The sequence below is a fragment of the Photobacterium kishitanii genome, assembly GCF_000613045.3.
GTDB classification, from domain to species: domain Bacteria; phylum Pseudomonadota; class Gammaproteobacteria; order Enterobacterales; family Vibrionaceae; genus Photobacterium; species Photobacterium kishitanii.
Genome location: NZ_LN794352.1, coordinates 2,738,920 through 2,760,434 on the forward strand (window position 1 = coordinate 2,738,920; position 21,515 = coordinate 2,760,434).

The following is a 21,515-nucleotide window of genomic DNA, read 5'->3' on the forward strand; positions in this document are numbered from 1 at the left end:
AATAAACTAATTGCATTAAAAACTGCTGTTTAAATTATCCACCAATTAAGAGTAAAGATCTTGATATTTATCGCTATTATGGTAGTTGTCGAACAGTTTATTAATTATCTAGATTTCTATCTATACAAACTGTAATAACAAATTCATTCCAAATTACGTCTCTGATCCTCCTCAAATCCTAATCAAACAAATCTCAGATATATATCATCTTTGTGTAGAAGCCCATTTACTATAAGGAATTAAGGCTATGCACAAACCAAACGACTATGTTGTTCATACTCCAATGACAGCAGATCAAGTTTTAGAAAAAGCCGCAGAAATTGTAGCTAACCGATATTTACGTGGTGATGTATTTACCAACCCACAGGCAACTAAAGATTTTCTGCAATACAAAATGGCAGGCTATGAACGTGAAGTGTTTGCAGTATTACTGCTAGATAACCAACATAGGCTAATTGAGTACAAAGAGTTATTCTTTGGCACCATTGATGCTGCAAGTGTATATCCAAGGGAGGTGGTAAAAGTGGCGTTTAACTGCAATGCTGCTGCGGTGATCTTTGCTCATAACCATCCCTCTGGAATCGCTGAGCCGTCTAATGCTGATAAACACATCACGCAAAAACTCAGAGATGCCTTAGCGCTAATTGATATTCGAGTGTTGGATCATTTTGTGGTGGGAGAAACGTGTGTCTCTTTTGCTGAGCAGGGGTATTTATGATTGAACAACATTATGGCGAATTACAATTGCCACTCGCATTACATGGTCATCTTGAAAAGCTATTAAGCTGTTATACGATCCCTGATCAAGCAACTCGCTTAGTAATAAATTATAGGGCGTTAGATTATTATCAAACCAAACAAGGGCTACACCCGGTAGAAATACAACTCAAGAAAAGTGGTAATCAATGGCTGGTGGTATTTATTGCTAGTTTTTCATTTATTAACACTCATAATAAATCTGTCGATGTTGAATTGTATTTTCACTTAATCAACCACTGGTGTTATCAGCCTGATGTTGGTGGTCGTTGTGACTTATTTCACCCATCCCTTATTGATCTATTTCATACTTGGATAGCCGCTTTTCTACATCACATTCAACAGCAACAATTCGATGATATTAGTCTGACCGTTCTGCGTTAATTATTATTCCGCTTTAATACATACCTAACAATAAATATCTTGTCACCACAGGAGGATTCATCATGTCTGTAATTTCATTTACACCAACCTTACTACCTATTTCAAATAAGCTGAAATTGCTATTGAATCAAACGCTATGCAACTATCACACTCAAGTAATACAACTCAATGGACAATCAGCAGAACGCTATACATTCAATTTTAGAGACACTAGCTATGATGCTGAAAATGGTGGATTCCGTCCGATTGAAATTGCTATTAATCAACAATCATCAGATGAATGGAGTATTGAATATATTACTGAGTTTGCGTACTTCGGTAATTACTACCCTGAGCTAGAAAGAAGTATAGATTTTGATATCACTAATAACTGTTGGTTCACTTCCCACATCGGCTGGTTATCGCTTAAAACCCACCAGCAAGATGCAAAAGAGTTATATCAGCGATGGGAAAGCAACTTCTTAGCATATGTTGATATGGATGCTTACGACCAAATAAAAGTAAATTGCTGATATTCAAATAACACAAATTAAGATAGAGGGTATTAATACCCTCTACCATTTATTAGTTTCTATCTCTTTCTGCTATTTTTTCAACAATCCAATCTTCTACTTCTGATTCAATCCAAGCAACAGCTCTATCTCCTAATGAAACGCTTTTAGGAAATCGAGACTCATCCATAAACTTATAAATACTTGAACGTCCTAACCCAGTTATATTCATTACTTCTTTTAATCTAATTAATCTCATGTCGAAGTCCCCGTATTCGTACACAAGATTGAAGCTCTTTGTAAAATAAAACAGTTATCGAGTACTGCACCCAAAAGAACGATAATACCTATTAATATTTTTCGTTCTTGTTTTAGCTAAATAACTCACTCGATAAAACAAATCATCATATTGCTCTTCATATTTACTATCACGATAGTTAACTACATAAGCACAATTAGAAGGGAAATAAACGAGCCTTTTTACTTGGTTATAATCTAAACTTAAAGAACTTTCCCAAGCAGAAACAATCATTGATGATAAGCTTCCATTATGGTGATATTCACCAATACTTCTATATACATCTTTATTAATAATGATCATCACATGATAGTGTTCGTTATTAGAACTTTCTTTTTCTCGACACCATACATAACGTAATTGACACTTAAAATTTCTATCCCATTTTTTATTCTTACGCTTAAGGTCATACTTTATTTTCGATTTCAAAGATTCAATAAACTTTGGTATTAACTTATCTCTATTAAAAGAATCAGGAAGATCTCTATCAAGATAATCATCCTGATTACTTTCAGGTAATCTTAAATCAAACCTTACTGCTAATATTCTTGGATAATCATCTAATGAATCATTAATCACTCTTTCTATTGTTGTTAGATAATTTTCATTACACTCTTCACTAACAACCTTAGATTCATTCCATCTTTTCTTACTTATATAATTCATCGATTACACCTATAATATTTAAATCTCATAGGTATATGGATGTAAGTTATTTATTACAGGTTATATTAGTGATATATATTAGAGTAGTAATATAGTGAGTATCTTCTAGTTATAATATTAATTATATCCGACAGAATGGCATAACTAACAAGCGTTGACAGCTATGGGCTCATCGACAAGTTATGATAGAAGAAGTACTCTGTAGTTAATCAAAGATAAACCATTCATAAATCCTACTTAGATCACACAAAAAAAACCAAAAACATTTAAAATCACATGCTTAAAGTAAAGTAAAAATAAACTAAAAATCTTCTTAAAATCTATTAGATTTCTATTTATTCGAACTTAAAAGTTACTAATAAATCACTAAGTGATATAGCTATGATTGATAATGTAAAAAATAATTACGAACTAAAAATCGTGATAGAGCACTTAATAGAGCAATGTGAATATGATAGTGATGAATACTATATGAGAGATTTACTTGATAGTAGAGATTCACTTTTAAATATATCTTTAAATCTTAATCAGTTTATTAAAGAAACTTTAAAGCTAAGCGGTGATAAAATAAAAGAACTTAATTTACTGATTAAATCAGAAAGAATAACAAAAGATGAACTTTCATGGATAGAGTGTAACAATGAACGATTATGCAACTTTCTGTTTTATATTTTAACCAATAGAGATTTGTTGAATTCACTAAATAATAATAATGATAGCCTTATTAACTTGGATATTATTGATGAAGTATATGACAATATAGACACAAGAATTTTCAGAGACTACTTAAAATCAAATGCCATCTCTAATAAAGAAAAATACAAAAAAATATGTGATCATATAGAACATATAAATTATAATAAAAAAACAAAACAATTACTAATAACTGAACTAAAAAAAAGCTGGGCCAAGATAGCAACTGATATAGCTATAATTGGTTTCTTAGACAAAGATAATATTATACAAAACAAGTGGGCTGTAGATTACTTATCAAAAAACAAAGATGATAAATTTGAATTCAAAATAAATTATGATAGAGATTATTACAATAATATAATTTTATATTTTGATGTTTGCCAAAATATTTATAAGAAAAAACACCTTTTAGATAAGATGAAAAAAGCATGGTCTCAAAAAAAACATAGAGACTCTAAAAATGGTTTTAAAGAATATAACTTTACTATGAAAGAAGATATTAGTGAAAAGTTATCTGAAATGTCAAGAGAGTTAAATATTAATAAAAACCTTTTAGTTGAAAAAACAATTGAGAAAGAATATAAGAATTTTAAATTGAAACTAAAATAATAATTAAAAATTTTAATAGCTGCTAATACAATCAGCAGCTATTTACGATCACCGTTCCCAGACTAACCAATCATCAATATCTATATTATTTTTACTATTAGTTTTCAATTGCATCAAAGAGATATCATAGTTATCTAAATCCCCAGATATACAATAACTACAAAACTGATGACAATTATAGTGATAAAACGAATATTCATCATGAATACCAATTTGTGACTCAGCTCTCCATGCAGCAACTATAGATCCAGAAGCGTTCCCCTTATAAGAACTTACATATATTGATATAGCGGTAGTTTTTTCAATAAAGTCTCTAGATGAAACAACTTCAATAACACCATATCGATTCTTATGTACGATTTTATCATTCCCAATATAGATTCCAGAATGTTCTGCATATCCTAATAACAAATCACAATAAACAATAGAGCCTTCAATTGGCTTAATCTTACTTTTAAATACATTATCAACAATGCTATCTTTGATATTATTGATAACAGGAATTAAAGATAAATAGTATAACTTCATAATCATAACCTCATTTTATTATTCTAGTTATGAGATATACCTAACTTTATTTAGAGTAGAGTATGGAGATAACATTAATTAATATATGTGCCAATACACAAGGAATGTATTTTAAGCCACATGGTTTAAAATCATGTGGCAATCTATATAAGTTAATTACTATTATAACTCCCAATTTTTCTTAGAATTACATGCTTCATAATTAAAAGTTTTAGCAACATTTTTAGCATTTACAGTAAATGCTCCTACCTCTTTATTACTAGCATAAACTACAAAATTTGTAGCATTTTTTAAATTATAGAAGAAATTATCCCAAGCCATAGAATCACCACTTGTAGTACCAGTATCAGATGGAACTAAATATGGAGTGTCATCAATGACAAAGGTAATATCAGTATCAATTGTCTGTCCATTTTTCTCAAGGCTTACTGAATTATCAATATATTTACTATCTTGCGCCCCCGTCCCCTCAGCACAAGTTAGAGTTAAAACCTGTCCTTTTACATTAGATAATGTATAGATGTTATAACCCTGTAATGAAGCTTCTGACCAGTAATTAGGGATCGCAGCTTGTGAAATAGTAGGAACGAATAGAACGGATAAAAATGTGATCGTTGATAATTTAGTCATCATGCTTTACCTTTAAAGTTAAAATATGATTGTATTATGCATTTAATTTTATATTCTGGACTCCTATCATAAATTTAAGATCATATGAGAACAACAAGATAACTATCCATTAATATCCATTAATGACTTTTTAGTATTGTATTCCAAAAGGTATTCCACACGAAACTTGAACAAGTTAAATAAATTTAAAAACAAAGGGTTACATCATGAATTCAACTTACGCCAGCCCACCAAACGTTTGGAAAGGGCCACTTCTTAGGAAGTGGCCTTTTTTAATGCCTAAAATTCGATAAAATCATATATAAAAACAGCAGCAACAAAAAAGCGTTAGCAAAATCAATTCTGCTAACGCCTTAAATAAAACACCATATTACGTATGACGAACATGTTTATGTTTAATGATTACGCTTAGTTTGACTCTTAATCAATATCGCAATCAGTACAGCTTTGTAATACGATTTCGTGTTCAAAAACAGCAGTATCACTACCGTTAGCTAATAGCTCTGCTATTTCATCTGCCACTTCTTGCTCATCTTCTGATTTAACTGGATTGGCTAATTCTTTTTCTGAATAACCATAGAAATTCAGCAATAAGTAATCACGAGCTTCGTCTTTAGTACAAGTAACGTTCACTGACAGTTCTTGCTCAACATTGCCTTGCGCAATAATCGCAGTGACTTGTGCGATAACATCATCTTTCATCGCAGCCGTTAACCAACCAAGATCAGCGCTTACTGTGTTTTTTTTACATTGAAAGCAAGGAAATTGATGAAAGTAATATTGGAAATTAGTCATGGTTCATTTCTTCTGTAAGTTTTGTATAGCACGATTATGATGCTTTTCTCACAAAATACTATCTCAATAGGCATTGAAAATAGAAACTATCGCTTAATTAAAATCGCTATAAAATTGAATACTGCTATAAGATTTTATCTACATAGCAATGAGATACTTTTGAAAAACCTCAATCCAATTCTACAGTCAACCTTACCCACTATTGTCCGTTAATCATCGATATATTTAATAAGGTATTTATTATTACTGATCAACAAAGTGGGATCATGACCGCATTCTTAGATAATACTTATGAGCTATTATCGATCCTCATATTGAGTCAAAATTAGCATATACTATTAATATATTGTACTCATAAGTAAGTATTACGATGACTGATATACCAAAAGGGATCCATTATAAGATCACCCACCCAGCTCATAAACTATGGATGATTGCGTTAGTTGCCGCTGCAGGCTCCGCATTATGTATTGGTACCCTTGCCTTTTTCGATGGTGTAGCCAAAGGTGACTATTTATTAGTCGCTCCTTTTGGTGCCACAATGGTGTTGGTCTTTGGGTTACCACAAAGTCCTTTAGCCCACCCTAAAAATGTAGTATTCGGTCACCTAACGACTGCAATCACAGGCATTATATTTGCTAACCTTCTGCCTGTAACATTTTGGTCTCTAGGCTTGGCGGTTGGCGTTGGTATTTTTCTGATGATAATGCTCAATGTTACGCACCCACCTGCTGGGGGGAATCCGTTATTGATCATGTTAGGTGCTCATACCAGTATTCTCTTCGCGTTTTATCCAATTTTTGCAGGTAGCTGCATAATTGTTCTGATTGCACTTTTGTACCATGCTTTAGTCTCTCGCTTAGAATATGCATGGGTTAACAAACCTAAAGAAGGCAAAGATGTATAAAAAAGTATTGTATGCGCTAGATATCGATTCTAAACCTTATCTTCTCAAAGCGATTGCTTTAGCTGAGCAACTCAACGCAGAACTATTTGTTGGTTATGCCACAAATATTGATGATCAGCTATTTTCTGATGACGCCTATTTTGGACACCAACTAGGGGATGATCTTGTTAATACTGAAAAGGACGAGCTAGAAAATAAAATAAAGGATTTAATTACTGGCACCAGTTTAAATAAAGATCATGTTTATATTGTCAGCGGACCGGTCGGTATGGCTATCGAGCGATTGGCGACACATTTATCCGTTGATTTAGTTGTCATGGCAAATTCTCACCATTATTTTAGTTTTTTATCAAAAAATGGTTTTCTAATAAAGTTAGCAACTCGCCATGATTTTTTGAGCTTCTCTTGATTGTAAGAAGGTTAGAACATTTAAAAAGTCCTATTTTATTTTTACATAAAATAGGACTTTTTCTTTAATCAGGTTAGGCCCGAGGTGTAGTCAATCTAAATAGTTTCTCCAGTCTCACTGGTGATAAATCATCAACCAACCGCCCCATACACCAACAATAGGTTTTAGCTATTGAATGTATCGGCTGTAACGATTTCCTTAATATCCCCGGTTCGACAATAATGGCTTCAGAGATTTGATTTGCACTACAGCATAAAAAATTAAAATTATATTTAAAAGGATTCCATATTATGATCAACACTGAAATTAAACCATTTAGCGCTACAGCATTCAAAGAAGGCAACTTCGTAGAAATCACTGAAAAAGATGTTCTAGGTAAGTGGGCTGTATTCTTCTTCTACCCAGCTGACTTTACTTTCGTATGTCCTACAGAGCTTGGCGACCTTGCTGACCATTACGCAGAGCTTCAAGAGCGTGGCGTTGAAGTATTCTCAGTATCAACTGATACTCACTTTACTCACAAAGCATGGCACGACAGCTCTGATACTATCGGTAAAATCAACTACTTCATGGTAGGCGACCAAACTGGTAACATCACAAATAACTTCAATGTTATGCGTGAAGGTCAAGGTCTTGCAGACCGCGCTACTTTCCTAATCGACCCACAAGGTGTTATCCAAGCAATGGAAATCACTGCTGAAGGTATCGGTCGTGAAGCTGAAGATCTAATGCGTAAAGTAAAAGCTGCACAATACGTTGCTGCTCACCCAGGTGAAGTTTGCCCAGCTAAATGGAAAGAAGGTGAAGCTACACTAACTCCTTCTCTAGACCTAGTTGGTAAGATCTAATCTTATTAACCTTTGATGACAATATGACATTTTGATCGCTATTCAAAACTCAATATTGTTCATCCTGCTTTTAAATAATTCGCTTATTTAAAGGTAATAAGGCATCAAACATAAACCTCATGTTTGGTGCCTTATCAATTATAAGACCTTCCAAACATATTTAAGCCTTTTTATATAGGCAATATGTCGTATTACAGTAGATCAGTTTTCATCATCTACTGTTAAGCCGTAAATAAATTAAAAAGGCAAGATTATGTTAGAACAAAACATGAAGCAGCAATTAAAAGCATATTTAGAAAATTTAAAAACCGACGTACAACTTGTATTAAGTTTAGATGATAGTGACACTGCACAAAAACTGCATGAGCTTGCTTATGAAATTGCAGAACTAAATAATAAAGTTAGTGTTATTGAAGATAACAATGCCAGCGTACGTAAACCAGTAATGCAAGTGGTTAACCCAACCAAACAGACCTCAATGAGCTTTGCTGGTCTGCCAATGGGACACGAATTCACTTCATTGGTATTAGCACTACTGCATAGCGGCGGTCACCCAATGAAACTAGAGCAAGCGGTTATTGACCAAATCGCCGCGCTTGATCAAGACATCGTTGTTGAAACATTTATTTCGTTATCTTGCCAGAACTGTCCTGATGTTGTGCAGGCTTTCAATATGATGGCAGCTATCAACCCTCGCATTAAAGCAAGCATGATTGATGGCGCAGCTTTCCAAGCTGAAGTAACTGAACGTAATATCATGGCGGTACCGACTGTTTATGTAAACGGCGAAGTATTTGGCCAAGGTCGTATGTCTTTAACTGAAATTCTAAACAAGTTAGATACAGGTGCTGCTAAAAAAGTAGCGGCAAGCCTAAACGATAAAGTCCCATTTGATGTATTAGTTGTTGGTGGTGGCCCAGCTGGCGCATCAGCTGCTATCTACTCGGCACGTAAAGGTATTCGTACCGGTGTTGTTGCTGAACGTTTTGGTGGCCAAGTAATGGATACCATGTCTATCGAGAACTTCATTTCTGTTCAAGAAACAACAGGCCCTCGTTTAGCGGCAAGTCTTGAAGAGCATGTAAAACAATACAACGTTGATATCATGAGCGAGCAACGTGTAAATAACATCGTTGAAGCCTCTGATACTGACGACGGTTATGCTCATATTTATCTAGAAAGTGGTGCAATTTTAAAATCACGCAGTGTGATCATCAGTACAGGTGCACGCTGGCGTGAAATGAACGTCCCTGGTGAGCAAGAGTACCGTAATAAAGGTGTCGCTTACTGCCCTCACTGTGATGGTCCATTATTCAAAGGCAAACGTACTGCTGTTATCGGTGGTGGTAACTCTGGTATTGAAGCGGCAATTGATCTAGCAGGTATTGTTGAACACGTTACTGTACTTGAATTTGCTGACACATTACGTGCTGACCAAGTATTGATTAATAAGGCTGAAAGCTTACCGAACATCGATATCATAAAAATGGCACAAACCACTGAAGTTGTCGGTGATGGCACTCGTGTTACAGGTATTAGCTACAAAGATCGTAACACTGATGAAATCAAGCACATTGAATTAGCAGGTATCTTTGTTCAAATTGGTTTGGTACCAAACACTGAGTGGCTAAAAGAGTCAACAGTAGCATTAACACCACGTGGTGAGATTGAAATTGGTGCTCATGGCAATACCAGTGCTAACGGTATCTTTGCTGCTGGTGACGTAACAACTGTACCTTATAAGCAAATCATTATTGCAATGGGTGAAGGTGCTAAAGCAAGTTTAGGGGCTTTTGATTACTTAATTCGTACTCCAGCCCCAGTTAATAAGTAATACCAATAAAAGAGAAAAGGCCTACTCTCATTGAGAGTAGGCCTTTTTACGTATAACAGCATAAAAAATTATACTGGATGTAAGATAGAGCATTCGATTCCTTCCCTTCCCCACCTGGTTTCAATATAAGCTCAATATCAAGCCTGATAGCAAATTTAAATACCAAAAAGGCATTTAAACGTTATAAAGACAACAATCAAATAATGATTATTCTTAAAATCATCAAGACTAATATTAATACCCATGAAAACTATTTAATTTTATTATTGATTTCACGGTTACTAGCAGTTGTTGTTTTACAAATGAAACCAAAATTTACAAAAATAAAAAACAAATAACACCACATTACTTAACACTTTTAAGTTTACTTTTAAAGCATTAAAAATCATTAAGTTATAACTTTTAATTATTTTATTTTTCTAATATCTCAATTGACGTAATCATTAAGATTGCTTCCGCAAACGTTACCTTTATGGTCAAAACTTATTTCTTTCTGCGTATTTTGTTCCCTTTTTTACCCATCTTTCCTCTGGGGTATATTTCTTTAACCAAATCAATCCCACTTTTAAAGTAACAATGATTCCTTTTCTACACTTTTGAGTAATATGTTTTATAACTATTGAGAATGTCTATCTCATTCACACCCCCTATTTGAAGCAGGAAGCTAGTTACATGGAATATTTAGAAAGAATTAAGCGTTTGGCTAAAGTTCAAGGTATTAGTCAGAAGCAACTTGGTGAAGCATTAAGCCTTCAGCAAGGTACAATGAGCCGTAAACTATCAGGTAAATACGGTATCGAAGTACGTGAACTAGAAAAGATTGCTGAGACCCTAAATACATCAATTGGTTATATCCTAACGGGTCAAATTGATACAGGCACCCAAGCAACAACGACAATCAGCACTGAACATGATAGCTCAGCAACCTGCACATATATTCCAGTGATCCACCGTAAAGATTTTTCGGCTTACAATTTAGGTGATTCTGTTGAGGTAATCAGCAAGCGTGCTATTCCCCAACACCTAGAGCGTGATGCATGCCTAGGTTTATTCATTGATAATGAAAATATCGCCCATTGTGCACCAGTAGGTAGTTACGCTTTAGCAACGAAAGAAGCCGCTTACCGTCCAAAGCAACCTGTATTTGCTTCTGTGCGTGGCAGTGAGCCTGATTTCTACCATATGACACAATTAGCTGATGGCGTTGTATTTTCAACCTCACAGCCAGATTTCCCTAATTTATTTGTAAATAACGGTGAGTTCCAAATTCACGGTTACATTATCCAATCAGACTGGGCTTACGACCGTTAATCACTACGGACTGCTCAATTAGGGATAAAGAAAAGCTCATCTTATTATTAGATGGGCTTTTTTATTAACTACAAATCACACTATAAATACGCTATTTTCAATACACTTATGAATATTTTTATTTTATGAATAGTTAATTATGCTAACCATTATTGTCGCGTCAACTAACCCAGCTAAAATCACCGCAGTAACCGATGCATTTAAGGCTGCTTTTCCACAACAATCATTCACTACAACAGGCGTTAATGCTATCAGTGGCGTACGTGATCAACCATTAACCAGTGAAGAAACATTATTAGGTGCTAACAATCGAGTGGCTCATTGCCGTGAACGTTATCCTGATGCAGATTACATCGTTGGCTTAGAGGCTGGACTCGACGACAATTTTACATTTGCATGGATGGTAATTGAACATCAAGGCCGAAAATCTACCGCCCGTTCGGCTTCGTTACCTTTGCCGCCATTGGCATTAGAAAAAATAGCCCAAGGAATGGAGCTGGGAGAGGTGATGGATGAGATGTTTGATCAACAAAACATTAAACAAAAAGGGGGGGCTATTGCGATGCTAACCCACCATTTATTGAGCCGTAGCAGTGTTTATCAACAAGCTTTAATTCTTGCGTTAATCCCTTTTTTACATCCTGAATTATATTAATAAATACAATTTAGTAGTAATAACTAACGCGCAAGATGTTAATGAAACTCATAATAATTATTCTGATGCAGAAGGGACATTTTTTGCGAGAAAATCAGCTAACCATGCTTTTGTTGCATCATCTTGATGTTTTAGTTCATTTGAACCACGCGTAATAGTAGCGACACCGACACCAAGTAACTCACTAATTTTACGTTGGCTACGTTCACCATTTAGTAGCTCATGTACTATGTTCACTCGTGCGATTAATGCTTCTCTTTCATCGTGAGTTAATAATACTTTAAACAGTAATTGATCACGTTGTTCCGCAGAAGCTTGCTGGAGTAAATCTAGAATCTGTTGCCAATCAGTATACTTTGGTGAGTCTACAGCCATTTTCGTTTATCCCGTAAGGCATTATATACGCGGTGCAGTGTACCGCGATTCCTACATCAGACCAAGCAACGGTTATATAACCGTTACTGCTACCTCTCGGTATAACAGTAACGGTTTTTACCACTTATAATTATAATAAGTTTATTAAAACGCAATAATTACGATATTAGATACACACCAATATTAATAATGTGCTTTTAGTTCAGCAGGGCTAAATAACACCCCTTTATGTCCCATAAGCTCATTGTAATAGATATCAAACATTAATACATTTTGGACATAACCACGTGTTTCATTAAATGGAATTTGTTCAATGAAGGCATAAACGTCAAGTTTACCAGCCGTCACTTTTTTCCACTGCGCCACGCGACCAGGACCCGCATTGTAAGATGCAAACGCATAAATACGATTATTATCATGACGCGCTAACATCATTTCCAAATAAGCACTACCCAAACGAATATTAACACTTGGATCAAATAAACTTTGCTTACCTAAGTATTTATAATCAAGTTTTTTAGCCGTTTCAGCAGCCGTTGCTGGCATTAACTGCATTAACCCACTCGCACCAACATGTGATCTTGCATGGATGTTCAAGGCACTTTCTTGACGCGCCAATGCCATCATGGTTGATGCCGGAATATTGCGTTGCTCGCTAAAGAAATCAAATAACCATTTGTGCGCCAATGGGAAGCGTAATGTCATGTGATCCCATAATTTACCTGAAATAGTTGCTTGTACAGCAAGATAATGCCATTGGTGCTTTTCAGCATATACCGCAAGCTGACGCTTCGTTTGTACATTGGTTATTTTTGATAACAAAAACCCCCACTCACGATTAGCTGCCGCTATTTTATCAATTTTAATCAACTCGCCAACACGGGCTAAACTCTTTTTATACGGCTTTAATAGTGTTGTCGATGTAGGCGCCTTTGTTAGTGGATATACAATGGGTTTATGTAATATCGTTGCTGCAGCAGCACTGTAAAAATCACGCTCACCTAATAATGAGGTATAAATTTTATCAGCTTGTTTTTTATTGCCATTCTGCGCTAATAATTTTGCTTTCCAAAATGTCCACCGTGGCGTCTCTTGCGCTGCTTTTGGTAAACGATTAATCCACAGCTGAGTTTGTTTCCAATTAGCGTCACGAATAGCATTACGCACTCGGCGCTCTAAAATACTGGTGTTATGACTATGAGCTAATTTACTATCACGCCATTGCATTAATGCCGTATCCGTTGTCGACATTAATCGAGAAGCGACTGCATCAGCCAATGTTTGCTTCGTTTTAGCATCAAAGTGCTGCCCACGCATGACCTGATCATATTCAGCAACCGCTTGTTTAGTGTCTGTACGCGCGAGTAATAAAAAAGCATTCTTAGTCAGTGCTTGATTAAAAGAGGTTACTTTACTTTTTTTAGCAAACTCACCCACATTTTGAGGCTGATCATATAACGCTAATATGGTTTCTCCTGTCGCTTTGGCATCACCCGTTAGCAACTTATCAAGATAGCTTAATAAGCTTTTATTTCCTTTTGAATAAGCCAATACCATGCGATCTAACACCATGGTATTAGTGCGTTTACCTGCAGCACTCCAGCTATTTAATAAGTCATCACAAGCCGTTGGTAATGAACTGCCTGTTTGCCATAATTTTTCAGCGCCTTGCCAGGCTAATTTTGTGTTACCTGTTTTGTCTTTTGCATAATAAAACGCGCACTGAAGATCGGTACTTCGAGGCACTGCTGGTTGCATAGTCAAAAAATCACGCCAACGCTCAGTCTTAACCAACTGATTTAAATATCGAATTTTGATTACCTGGCTAAAAGGTAGCATTTTATATTTATCAATAAATACCTTCACCTGACTTGGATTTTTGGTCTCCAACTGTGCATTAAACTCTCGGTACTCTAAATAAGGGTATAATGAATAGCCCCCTAACTTAATTTTGGCTTGATGAAATGCGGCCATATCGTTAGCTGAAAAAGCATTTTGAGCTTGTTCATACCATGTTCGTTGCTGCTCTAAAGACGCAGCCTGAACGCTTACAGTGCTGGTTAATCCGACAGTCAACAAAGCAAGTGAAAAAACGCGAGAATAACTAAATAGACGTGTCACGATTGACTCCATATCTAAAAAAAACACCAAAACTTATCTACGATCCTTGCTCAAGGATAGCAAAAAAATGCCACTCCAATGCGAAATAGCCCTTAATATCAGCGCTGACATAGATTGACGGATATATGATTACCATGAGGTATGATTGTGATAGTAACCATTACAATAAACAATCCCTTTTATTGTTAAAATACCTTACAGAGCCAAGTAATAAACAACAATTCGAGTGAACTTTTAAAGATTATAGGTACTATATAAGCTTCATTTTAGAGTAGAGATCACACACGGATATGGCTGATTACGTCTATACCATGTCGCGAGTGGGAAAAATCGTCCCACCTAAGCGTCAAATCTTAAAAGATATTTCATTGAGTTTCTTTCCTGGTGCCAAAATTGGTGTTCTAGGTCTTAACGGTTCAGGTAAATCAACCCTACTGCGTATTATGGCGGGCATTGATACTGATATTGAAGGTGAAGCACGTCCTCAAGCCGGACTTAAAGTCGGCTACTTACCTCAAGAACCAGTATTGGATGAAACCAAAACGGTACGTGAAATAGTTGAAGAATCTGTTTCTGATGTTAAAGATGCCTTAATTCGTCTCGATCAGGTGTATGCAGCTTATGCTGAACCAGACGCTGATTTTGATGCTTTAGCTAAAGAACAAGGCGATCTTGAGTCATTAATTGAAACGAAAGACGGTCACAATTTAGGTATGCAACTTGAGCGTGCTGCAGATGCACTGCGTCTACCTGATTGGGATGCGCCTATCAAAAATTTATCTGGTGGTGAGCGTCGTCGGGTTGCTATTTGTCGTTTATTACTTGATAAACCAGACATGCTATTGCTTGATGAACCAACTAACCACTTAGATGCTGAATCAGTGGCATGGCTTGAGCACTTCTTAGTGGATTACAGTGGTACTGTGGTTGCAATTACCCACGACCGCTACTTCCTCGATAATGCCGCTGGCTGGATTTTAGAACTTGACCGTGGTGAAGGTATTCCATGGCAAGGTAACTATACTTCATGGCTTGAGCAAAAAGACGCACGTCTAAAACAAGAATCATCTCAAGAACGTGCTTTGCAAAAAACCATTGAGAAAGAACTTGAATGGGTTCGTCAAAACCCTAAAGGTCGTCAAGCTAAATCAAAAGCACGTATGGCGCGCTTTGAAGAGCTTAATACAACCGATCACCAAAAGCGTAATGAAACCAATGAACTGTTCATTCCACCAGGTGAGCGTTTAGGCGACAAAGTTATTGAAGTAAAAAACCTGACTAAATCCTTTGGTGATCGTGTTCTGATTGATGATTTATCATTCAGTATGCCAAAAGGGGCAATCGTCGGTATTATCGGCGCTAACGGTGCGGGTAAATCAACGCTATTTAAGATGTTAAGCGGTGATGAACAACCTGATTCAGGTACAATTGAATTAGGTGAAACAGTGAAGTTAGCATCTGTGGATCAGTTCCGCGATAGCATGAACGATAACAACACTGTTTACCAAGAAATCTCAGAAGGTGCTGATATTCTTAAGATCAACAACTTTGAGATTCCTGCTCGTGCGTATGTATCACGCTTTAACTTTAAAGGCAGTGATCATCAAAAACGTATTGGTGATCTATCTGGTGGTGAACGTAACCGTGTTCACTTAGCTAAACTACTAAAATCGGGCGGTAACGTATTACTACTCGATGAACCAACCAACGACCTTGACGTAGAAACCTTACGTGCATTGGAAGAAGCGTTACTTGAGTTCCCTGGTTGCGCGATGGTTATTTCACACGACCGTTGGTTCCTTGACCGTGTTGCTACCCATATTCTTGACTATCGAGATGAAGGTAAAGTGAGCTTCTTTGAAGGTAACTTTACTGAATATACTGAATGGTTGAAGAAAACATTGGGATCTGATGCAGCCGAACCGCATCGTATAAAGTACAAACGTATTGCGAAATAATTAATTCAATAGTTTGTAATCAAAGAGCTGTGTGAGCAGCTCTTTTTATCGAAAATTAAAATAGCTATTTAAATCAAATGCTTTTTATATAAAACCTTAGCAAGATACTGTATTGCCTCATTTATGTGACGTGATAACTAGCAATAATGTAAGCGAAGACATAGACTGAGTAGCTAATTCTTTACTGTTAGTTGACACGATATTAAACACTGTAAACGTCTGTTCATCACCGATCAGCTTTCACTAACTTATCAATAATAGCTATAGATTATGTCTCATTTAGAACCACCATCATCAGAGCCATCATTAGCCAATAAACCCCGACGTCCATTACAGCGCTATTATCGTACGGCCGTGATCATTGCTGTATGTGGTATGTTTAGCTATGGCGGCTATTCAATGTTTCACCTTTATCAAAACGCTAAAATTTCTCAGATCAAAGCCCAGAAATTAAGTGCTCAAGCATTAGCATTAAGTGCTTCACTTTCTGAAGAAACGGCAATGAATCAAGATCTCAATCAAGCCTTAGCGGATAAGAAAAAATCATTAGTCGCGCTTAATCAACGTATTGATGATATGGAAACTGTCCTCGGTATTGAACCCTCTGACAATAACCAAACCATTAGTCAGCGGGTTGATACTGCTGCAATTAACTCTGCCGTTAGAGCAACTTTATTTCAGCTAATTCCTAATGGTGCTCCAACCCCCAATGTACAATTAACTTCGGGCTTTGGCACTCGTATTCACCCGATCACTAAAAAACGCAAACGCCATGATGGTCTTGATTTTGCAGCTAAAATTGGTACTCCAATTTATGCTCCAGCTGACGCGGTTATTGAACGCGCTCGCAATAGTAACTACGGTTATGGTAATCAATTAACCTTAAACCATACCATGGGTTTTACTTCGACTTATTCACACATGAGTAAATTCAAAGTCAAACAAGGCGAATTTGTAAAAAAAGGGCAACTTATTGGCTGGACGGGTAACTCAGGATTATCAACCGGACCACATCTGCATTATGAAATTCGCTTTTTAGATAAGCCACTTAATCCTCGTCCCTTCGTTAAATGGAACATTGAAAATTTCGATAGTTTGTTTAAACAAGAAAAGAATGTTCAATGGGCATCGTTATTAAATACCATCAATAGTATGGTTGCTATGCAAGTACAATTAACGGGTGATGAACACCATGATCTTGGTATCACTACCGTAAATCATACCCAATCAACAACCAACCAAGACGATTTTTAACAACCACACCGATTAAAAAGGCCAATCACATTATTGCGATTGGCCTTTTTATTGAGAACAATTTACTCAATGATAATTAGTTAATTAACTCAATTAATTCATGGATAGTTTTCACTGCCACAATTTTGGCACCCAGTCCTTCCATTGATTTATGGTAATTACGATAGGGAATAAAAATCTCGGTAAATCCATGCTGAGCAGCTTCTTTTACTCGCGGTACACCGCTATCTATCGGACGCACGTCACCATTGAGACTTAACTCACCCATAATGCAGGTTGTACGTGGCACCACAAATTCATTTAAGCTACTTAATAAGGCCGCGACGAGTGCCAAATCGATGCACGTCTCAGATTCATCAATTTTTAATCCTCCGACAATATTGAAAAAAGTATCATGGAAGATTTTGGTCTTTGCGTGTTTTCGTAAAATACCGGTTAACATTTTAATTCGATTCATGTTTAACCCGACACAGACTCGTTGTGGAAACTCCCCTTCGGTCTCTGTCGTTAAACATTGAATTTCAAGTAAAATATTACGGTTACCTTTTCGAATACAGGTGATCGCTGAGCCTGAAGATTCCGTCGTTGATCCCGATAGAAATATTTCACTTGGGTTATCGACACTGAGCATGCCGCGCTCGGTCATACGGAAAATACCAACAGTATCAACATCACCAAAACGGTTTTTATTGGCACGTAATGTACGCACTTGGCCATCATTGGTATCGATATGCAGTAAAGCATCGACAATATGTACCAATGTTTGTGGGCCTGCTATCTCGTTATTTTTATTAACATGCGCAATCAAAAACATCGTAACGTTATTTTGTTTACAGTATTGCGTTAGTGATTGAGCTGCTGTTTTTACTTGTGATGGTGAACCGGGGCTACCATTAGCTAACTCCGTTGATACCGCTTGAATTGAGTCGATAACTGCAAATTTAATCTGCTTCGCATCCAGTTCGGCAATAATCGCTTCAACACTGGTTTCAGCCATTAAGTACAAGTTATCTTCGTTGCAGTCTAACTTTAAGCGATTAACTCGGTTTTTAAACTGGGATAACGATTCTTCCGCAGTACAGTACAACGATGGCATTAATTTCGACATTCGCGCCACTAAGTCTGACAATAATGTCGTTTTACCTGCACCAGGATCGCCTGAAATAATATTCACGGAACCTGTGGTTAATCCACCACATAATACTCGATCAAGCTCACCAATACCGGTCAGCATTTTCTGCGCATCAACCGCTTCAACTTCATGTAATTTTTTAGAGCCACCACCAGCAATGCCTGCATAGCCTGACAAACTTGAACGAGCAGAGGTTACTACACCTGTTTTAGTATTCGGAATAGTAAATTCAGTGATCGTATTCCATGACTTACATCCTGAACATTGGCCTTGCCAACGCGCAAAGTCCATTCCACAATCACTACATACATATGCTCGTTTTGCTGCTTTTGCCATTCTAAATCCTATATCAGTTATTGTTCACAATCGCTAATCACATTAGCGTCAAGAAACTATCGAATAACGACAAATATATGTCAGTTAAACCTAAATTTTTTACTCTACAGGTCGATAGTACAACTAGCCATTCATCAATATGACCAAATCATGCATCTCGACGATTATAAAGCACTGATTGAGCAATTATTGCCAATTTATAACAAACCCGATTTTGAGACCACGTTCAAGTTATTGACTGAACACGAAACGGGGCCAGTGCGGCTACAAATAAAAATGGAAATCAATCGCTTGATGGCTCCTTGCAATAAAACTATTGATCTGCGAGGGCGGGTTAAAGGTCAATGTCGACAATATACATTTAATGGTCATAGTCATTGGTTGGACGATGTCGCTATTAATATTTATCATCACCGCAATGCAGTATTTGGCGGACAATATTGCTATGGGCTGTATGAAGAATTAATTAATACCCATAACAATTTTCGTATTATTCACCAACAACAAAAAACACCATCAGTAGATACTGCTACGACAGATACCCAATCGAGCTTGTTCCAAGCGCGACTGATTAGATTTGGATACTATCTTAGCCGTGAAGAAAGTAGGCTCAGTATTGCAACGCCGATGGCATTAACGTTGGCTAACAATCAACAAGTCTTAGCCACAACGGTCGATATTTCTCTTTCTGGGGCTAAATGTAAAGTACCAGCAGCGTTTGACTACCAACTAGGTCAAACCATCGCGGCTTCGTTTCCACAATTGGCACAGCAATATCAAGATGCTCGTCTTAATCTAAGTCACCACTATCGTATTTTAGGCATTGATGATATTCAAGATAACGACAGTATAAAATGGTTACGATTACTGGCATTAACTGAAAATACAGCACTTCAGGCAATCATTAAGCATGATCAGCACCAATCATTAAGTCGCAATAACCATGACGATAAAATTATTCAACTGCGCACGCAAGGTTTTGAGCATTGCTATTTAAAACATACGACAACGATGCCATTATTTTTTGCAGGAACACACCTAAAATACAGCCTGTTAACGGATCATAATCAACACCAATGGCAGTATTGGCATGATGAGCGTAATCAGCCAGTGATTAATCATCTGTTATCAACAACGCGGATTACTAACCTTGGACTAAGTCAGGTATCACAAACCAGCACCTTAATTTATAGCTTCTTTCATGAGCATCAAGGTCAACGCTATTTTTATTCGGCAGCATTGTCTGAAATGACTCGCCAGCAACGGCTATTATTTTGGCAAGTAGGCGCTAAACGTAAAAGTTGGCGCGTGATGCAATTAACGCTATCCCCTTTAACGTCAACAGATGTGCAAACATTGGCAAAACTCACTCCAGAAATGATGCCTTGTTGTCAGGATTTATCACATATTGGTACTTTGCAGGATTTAACTCACTCCCAAGTACAATCTGATTATCTCTGTGGTGCTCCATCAACCTTAGTTGCCCAAGAGCTAAACCAATTTCGTCATCCTCGAAATCCAATCAGCCAAGCTGAAGCGATTCATTTTGATCCTAAACCACTGCGAAGTGAATCTCGGTTTAGGTATAAAACAACCATCGCATTACACCAAGGTGATGACAATATTAGTGGCCATTCGATCGACTTTTCAAGTCGTGGACTTAATATTAATTTGGATCAACCATTACGGTGTAAACAAGGTGATACGGTAATAATTGAATTTACTAAACTAGCCCGTAGCACTAAAAATGATATTTTAAAAAATATGCCTTATCAGATCGTTCGTACCAGTCCTAATGGTAAAAATATTCAGTTAACAACCATTGAAAATGAAGAAGGTCTATTAGGTGGGCAATTTCTACGCAGTTTAATTGCATCCAACCTTGAAAAGTTGCCACTTTGTAAAGAGCCTCAACCCTCGCCGGCAATGTTATTAGCGATGCATCAAATGTTACTAACGAGGCTGCATAGCTTGCCTTATTTTGCTGAGAAGATTGATCATAAAATAAAAGTCAAAGCTGTCGGATCTAATTTACCATTATCACCACTGGCAAATATGCTCCAGCAACTGAATAATAATAATCGCTTCAATCTTGATGTTATTTTCAAACAACGCGTTAAAGAGTTGCTAGCAGATCCTATGCGGCCACGAGACAAGCAACAACCGCCTTTTATTCATGAGTTATATCTAGCGATTGAGTTTAACGGCAATAAAATACATAAGGTTGAGACTAAACTACGGGAGGATTTTGATGATGTTGCTAGCCTACGTGCTTATATTCACCAAGCACGCCAACAAGGCGATTTGTTTGCGTTGCGGATCACCGCATTACCGTTATTAAATCCACTCACGGCATTAATTGGTGAAAAACTCAGTCAATTAGCACGCTTAACACTCCATCGGGCACGCGCATTAGAGATAGAATTTACCTCGTTAATGGGCTGCGGTGAAATCTCAGACATTACCGACGAAGTATTAATTCGGCTTGAAATTCACTAACCTTAGTTAACACATCGCACCTT

21 protein-coding genes are annotated in these 21,515 nt (G+C 36.7%); 13 read left to right on the forward strand and 8 right to left on the reverse strand.

Translation table 11 applies throughout. The annotated features are described in order from the left end of the window. Positions 1 to 247: 247 nt before the first annotated feature. The 3 genes from radC (at position 248) to PPBDW_RS12800 (ending at position 1,652) form a co-directional block, all read left to right on the forward strand. The gene (gene radC / locus PPBDW_RS12790; protein WP_036795926.1) at positions 248 to 718 is read left to right on the forward strand and encodes a RadC family protein; all 471 of its coding nucleotides are present in this window, start codon (positions 248 to 250) and stop codon (positions 716 to 718) included. After that, positions 715 to 1,140 carry a DUF2787 family protein gene (locus PPBDW_RS12795; RefSeq protein WP_036795928.1) on the forward strand — a complete coding sequence of 142 codons (426 nt, stop codon included), beginning with the start codon at positions 715 to 717 and terminating at the stop codon, positions 1,138 to 1,140. The genes radC and PPBDW_RS12795 overlap by 4 nt, the downstream gene beginning before the upstream one ends. Before the next feature lie 62 nt (positions 1,141 to 1,202). Next, complete coding sequence (locus PPBDW_RS12800) at positions 1,203 to 1,652, forward strand: DUF2787 domain-containing protein (RefSeq protein WP_036795929.1); 450 nt, start codon at positions 1,203 to 1,205, stop codon at positions 1,650 to 1,652. A 52-nt stretch (positions 1,653 to 1,704) separates the two neighbouring features. Here PPBDW_RS12800 and PPBDW_RS12805 read toward each other — a convergent pair whose 3' ends face one another. Beyond that, positions 1,705 to 1,890 carry an AlpA family transcriptional regulator gene (locus PPBDW_RS12805; RefSeq protein ID WP_036796476.1) on the reverse strand — a complete coding sequence of 62 codons (186 nt, stop codon included), beginning with the start codon at positions 1,888 to 1,890 and terminating at the stop codon, positions 1,705 to 1,707. Positions 1,891 to 1,944: 54 nt separating this feature from the next. Continuing rightward, positions 1,945 to 2,595, reverse strand: coding sequence for an inovirus Gp2 family protein (locus PPBDW_RS12810; protein ID WP_054262077.1), 651 nt, complete (start codon positions 2,593 to 2,595; stop codon positions 1,945 to 1,947). Between the two features lie 381 nt (positions 2,596 to 2,976). Here PPBDW_RS12810 and PPBDW_RS12815 point away from each other — a divergent pair, with 381 nt between their 5' ends. Then, positions 2,977 to 3,900 (forward strand): hypothetical protein, encoded by a 924-nt coding sequence (locus tag PPBDW_RS12815; RefSeq protein WP_036795930.1) that lies wholly within the window; start codon positions 2,977 to 2,979, stop codon positions 3,898 to 3,900. A 48-nt stretch (positions 3,901 to 3,948) separates the two neighbouring features. On the opposite strand, the gene PPBDW_RS12820 is transcribed toward PPBDW_RS12815, so the two are convergent. From PPBDW_RS12820 to PPBDW_RS12830, 3 genes are all read right to left on the reverse strand, one after another. Beyond that, positions 3,949 to 4,428, reverse strand: a complete 480-nt coding sequence (locus PPBDW_RS12820) for a C40 family peptidase (RefSeq protein ID WP_036795932.1) — start codon at positions 4,426 to 4,428, stop codon at positions 3,949 to 3,951. A 162-nt stretch (positions 4,429 to 4,590) separates the two neighbouring features. Further along, positions 4,591 to 5,061 carry a hypothetical protein gene (locus PPBDW_RS12825; protein ID WP_156312893.1) on the reverse strand — a complete coding sequence of 157 codons (471 nt, stop codon included), beginning with the start codon at positions 5,059 to 5,061 and terminating at the stop codon, positions 4,591 to 4,593. 417 nt (positions 5,062 to 5,478) lie between these two features. After that, positions 5,479 to 5,853 (reverse strand): hypothetical protein, encoded by a 375-nt coding sequence (locus PPBDW_RS12830; RefSeq protein WP_036795934.1) that lies wholly within the window; start codon positions 5,851 to 5,853, stop codon positions 5,479 to 5,481. 370 nt (positions 5,854 to 6,223) lie between these two features. Here PPBDW_RS12830 and PPBDW_RS12835 point away from each other — a divergent pair, with 370 nt between their 5' ends. The 6 genes from PPBDW_RS12835 (at position 6,224) to yjjX (ending at position 11,817) form a co-directional block, all read left to right on the forward strand. Then, entirely contained in the window at positions 6,224 to 6,760 is a 537-nt protein-coding gene (locus PPBDW_RS12835; RefSeq protein ID WP_036795935.1) for an HPP family protein, read from the forward strand. Further along, positions 6,753 to 7,169 carry a universal stress protein gene (locus PPBDW_RS12840; RefSeq protein ID WP_036795936.1) on the forward strand — a complete coding sequence of 139 codons (417 nt, stop codon included), beginning with the start codon at positions 6,753 to 6,755 and terminating at the stop codon, positions 7,167 to 7,169. The genes PPBDW_RS12835 and PPBDW_RS12840 overlap by 8 nt, the downstream gene beginning before the upstream one ends. 290 nt (positions 7,170 to 7,459) lie before the next feature. Beyond that, entirely contained in the window at positions 7,460 to 8,017 is a 558-nt protein-coding gene (ahpC, locus tag PPBDW_RS12845; protein WP_036795938.1) for an alkyl hydroperoxide reductase subunit C, read from the forward strand. Positions 8,018 to 8,270: 253 nt separating this feature from the next. After that, positions 8,271 to 9,851 carry an alkyl hydroperoxide reductase subunit F gene (gene ahpF, locus PPBDW_RS12850; protein ID WP_036795939.1) on the forward strand — a complete coding sequence of 527 codons (1,581 nt, stop codon included), beginning with the start codon at positions 8,271 to 8,273 and terminating at the stop codon, positions 9,849 to 9,851. Positions 9,852 to 10,523: 672 nt separating this feature from the next. Next, on the forward strand, positions 10,524 to 11,162 hold the full coding sequence (locus PPBDW_RS12855) for a helix-turn-helix domain-containing protein (protein ID WP_036795940.1): 639 nt from the start codon (positions 10,524 to 10,526) through the stop codon (positions 11,160 to 11,162). 139 nt (positions 11,163 to 11,301) lie between these two features. Beyond that, a complete protein-coding gene (yjjX, locus tag PPBDW_RS12860) occupies positions 11,302 to 11,817 on the forward strand; it encodes an inosine/xanthosine triphosphatase (protein WP_036795941.1) in 516 nt (171 codons plus the stop codon). Between the two features lie 57 nt (positions 11,818 to 11,874). Here the strand turns inward: yjjX and trpR are convergent, their stop codons facing one another. Both trpR and sltY read right to left on the reverse strand, forming a co-directional pair. Beyond that, positions 11,875 to 12,192, reverse strand: coding sequence for a trp operon repressor (gene trpR / locus PPBDW_RS12865; protein WP_036795942.1), 318 nt, complete (start codon positions 12,190 to 12,192; stop codon positions 11,875 to 11,877). 183 nt (positions 12,193 to 12,375) lie between these two features. After that, positions 12,376 to 14,313: a murein transglycosylase gene (sltY, locus tag PPBDW_RS12870; protein ID WP_230850432.1), complete on the reverse strand. Its 1,938-nt coding sequence runs from the start codon at positions 14,311 to 14,313 to the stop codon at positions 12,376 to 12,378. A 290-nt stretch (positions 14,314 to 14,603) separates the two neighbouring features. Between sltY and ettA the strand changes: the two genes are divergently transcribed. Together ettA and PPBDW_RS12880 are read left to right on the forward strand one after the other, a co-directional pair. Next, entirely contained in the window at positions 14,604 to 16,271 is a 1,668-nt protein-coding gene (gene ettA / locus PPBDW_RS12875) for an energy-dependent translational throttle protein EttA (RefSeq protein ID WP_036795945.1), read from the forward strand. A 270-nt stretch (positions 16,272 to 16,541) separates the two neighbouring features. Continuing rightward, positions 16,542 to 17,525 (forward strand): M23 family metallopeptidase, encoded by a 984-nt coding sequence (locus PPBDW_RS12880; RefSeq protein WP_082386826.1) that lies wholly within the window; start codon positions 16,542 to 16,544, stop codon positions 17,523 to 17,525. Between the two features lie 76 nt (positions 17,526 to 17,601). Here PPBDW_RS12880 and radA read toward each other — a convergent pair whose 3' ends face one another. Beyond that, complete coding sequence (radA, locus tag PPBDW_RS12885) at positions 17,602 to 18,993, reverse strand: DNA repair protein RadA (protein ID WP_036795948.1); 1,392 nt, start codon at positions 18,991 to 18,993, stop codon at positions 17,602 to 17,604. Positions 18,994 to 19,143: 150 nt separating this feature from the next. Between radA and PPBDW_RS12890 the strand changes: the two genes are divergently transcribed. Further along, positions 19,144 to 21,492, forward strand: coding sequence for a PilZ domain-containing protein (locus tag PPBDW_RS12890; protein ID WP_036795949.1), 2,349 nt, complete (start codon positions 19,144 to 19,146; stop codon positions 21,490 to 21,492). The last annotated feature ends 23 nt before the right edge of the window (positions 21,493 to 21,515 follow it).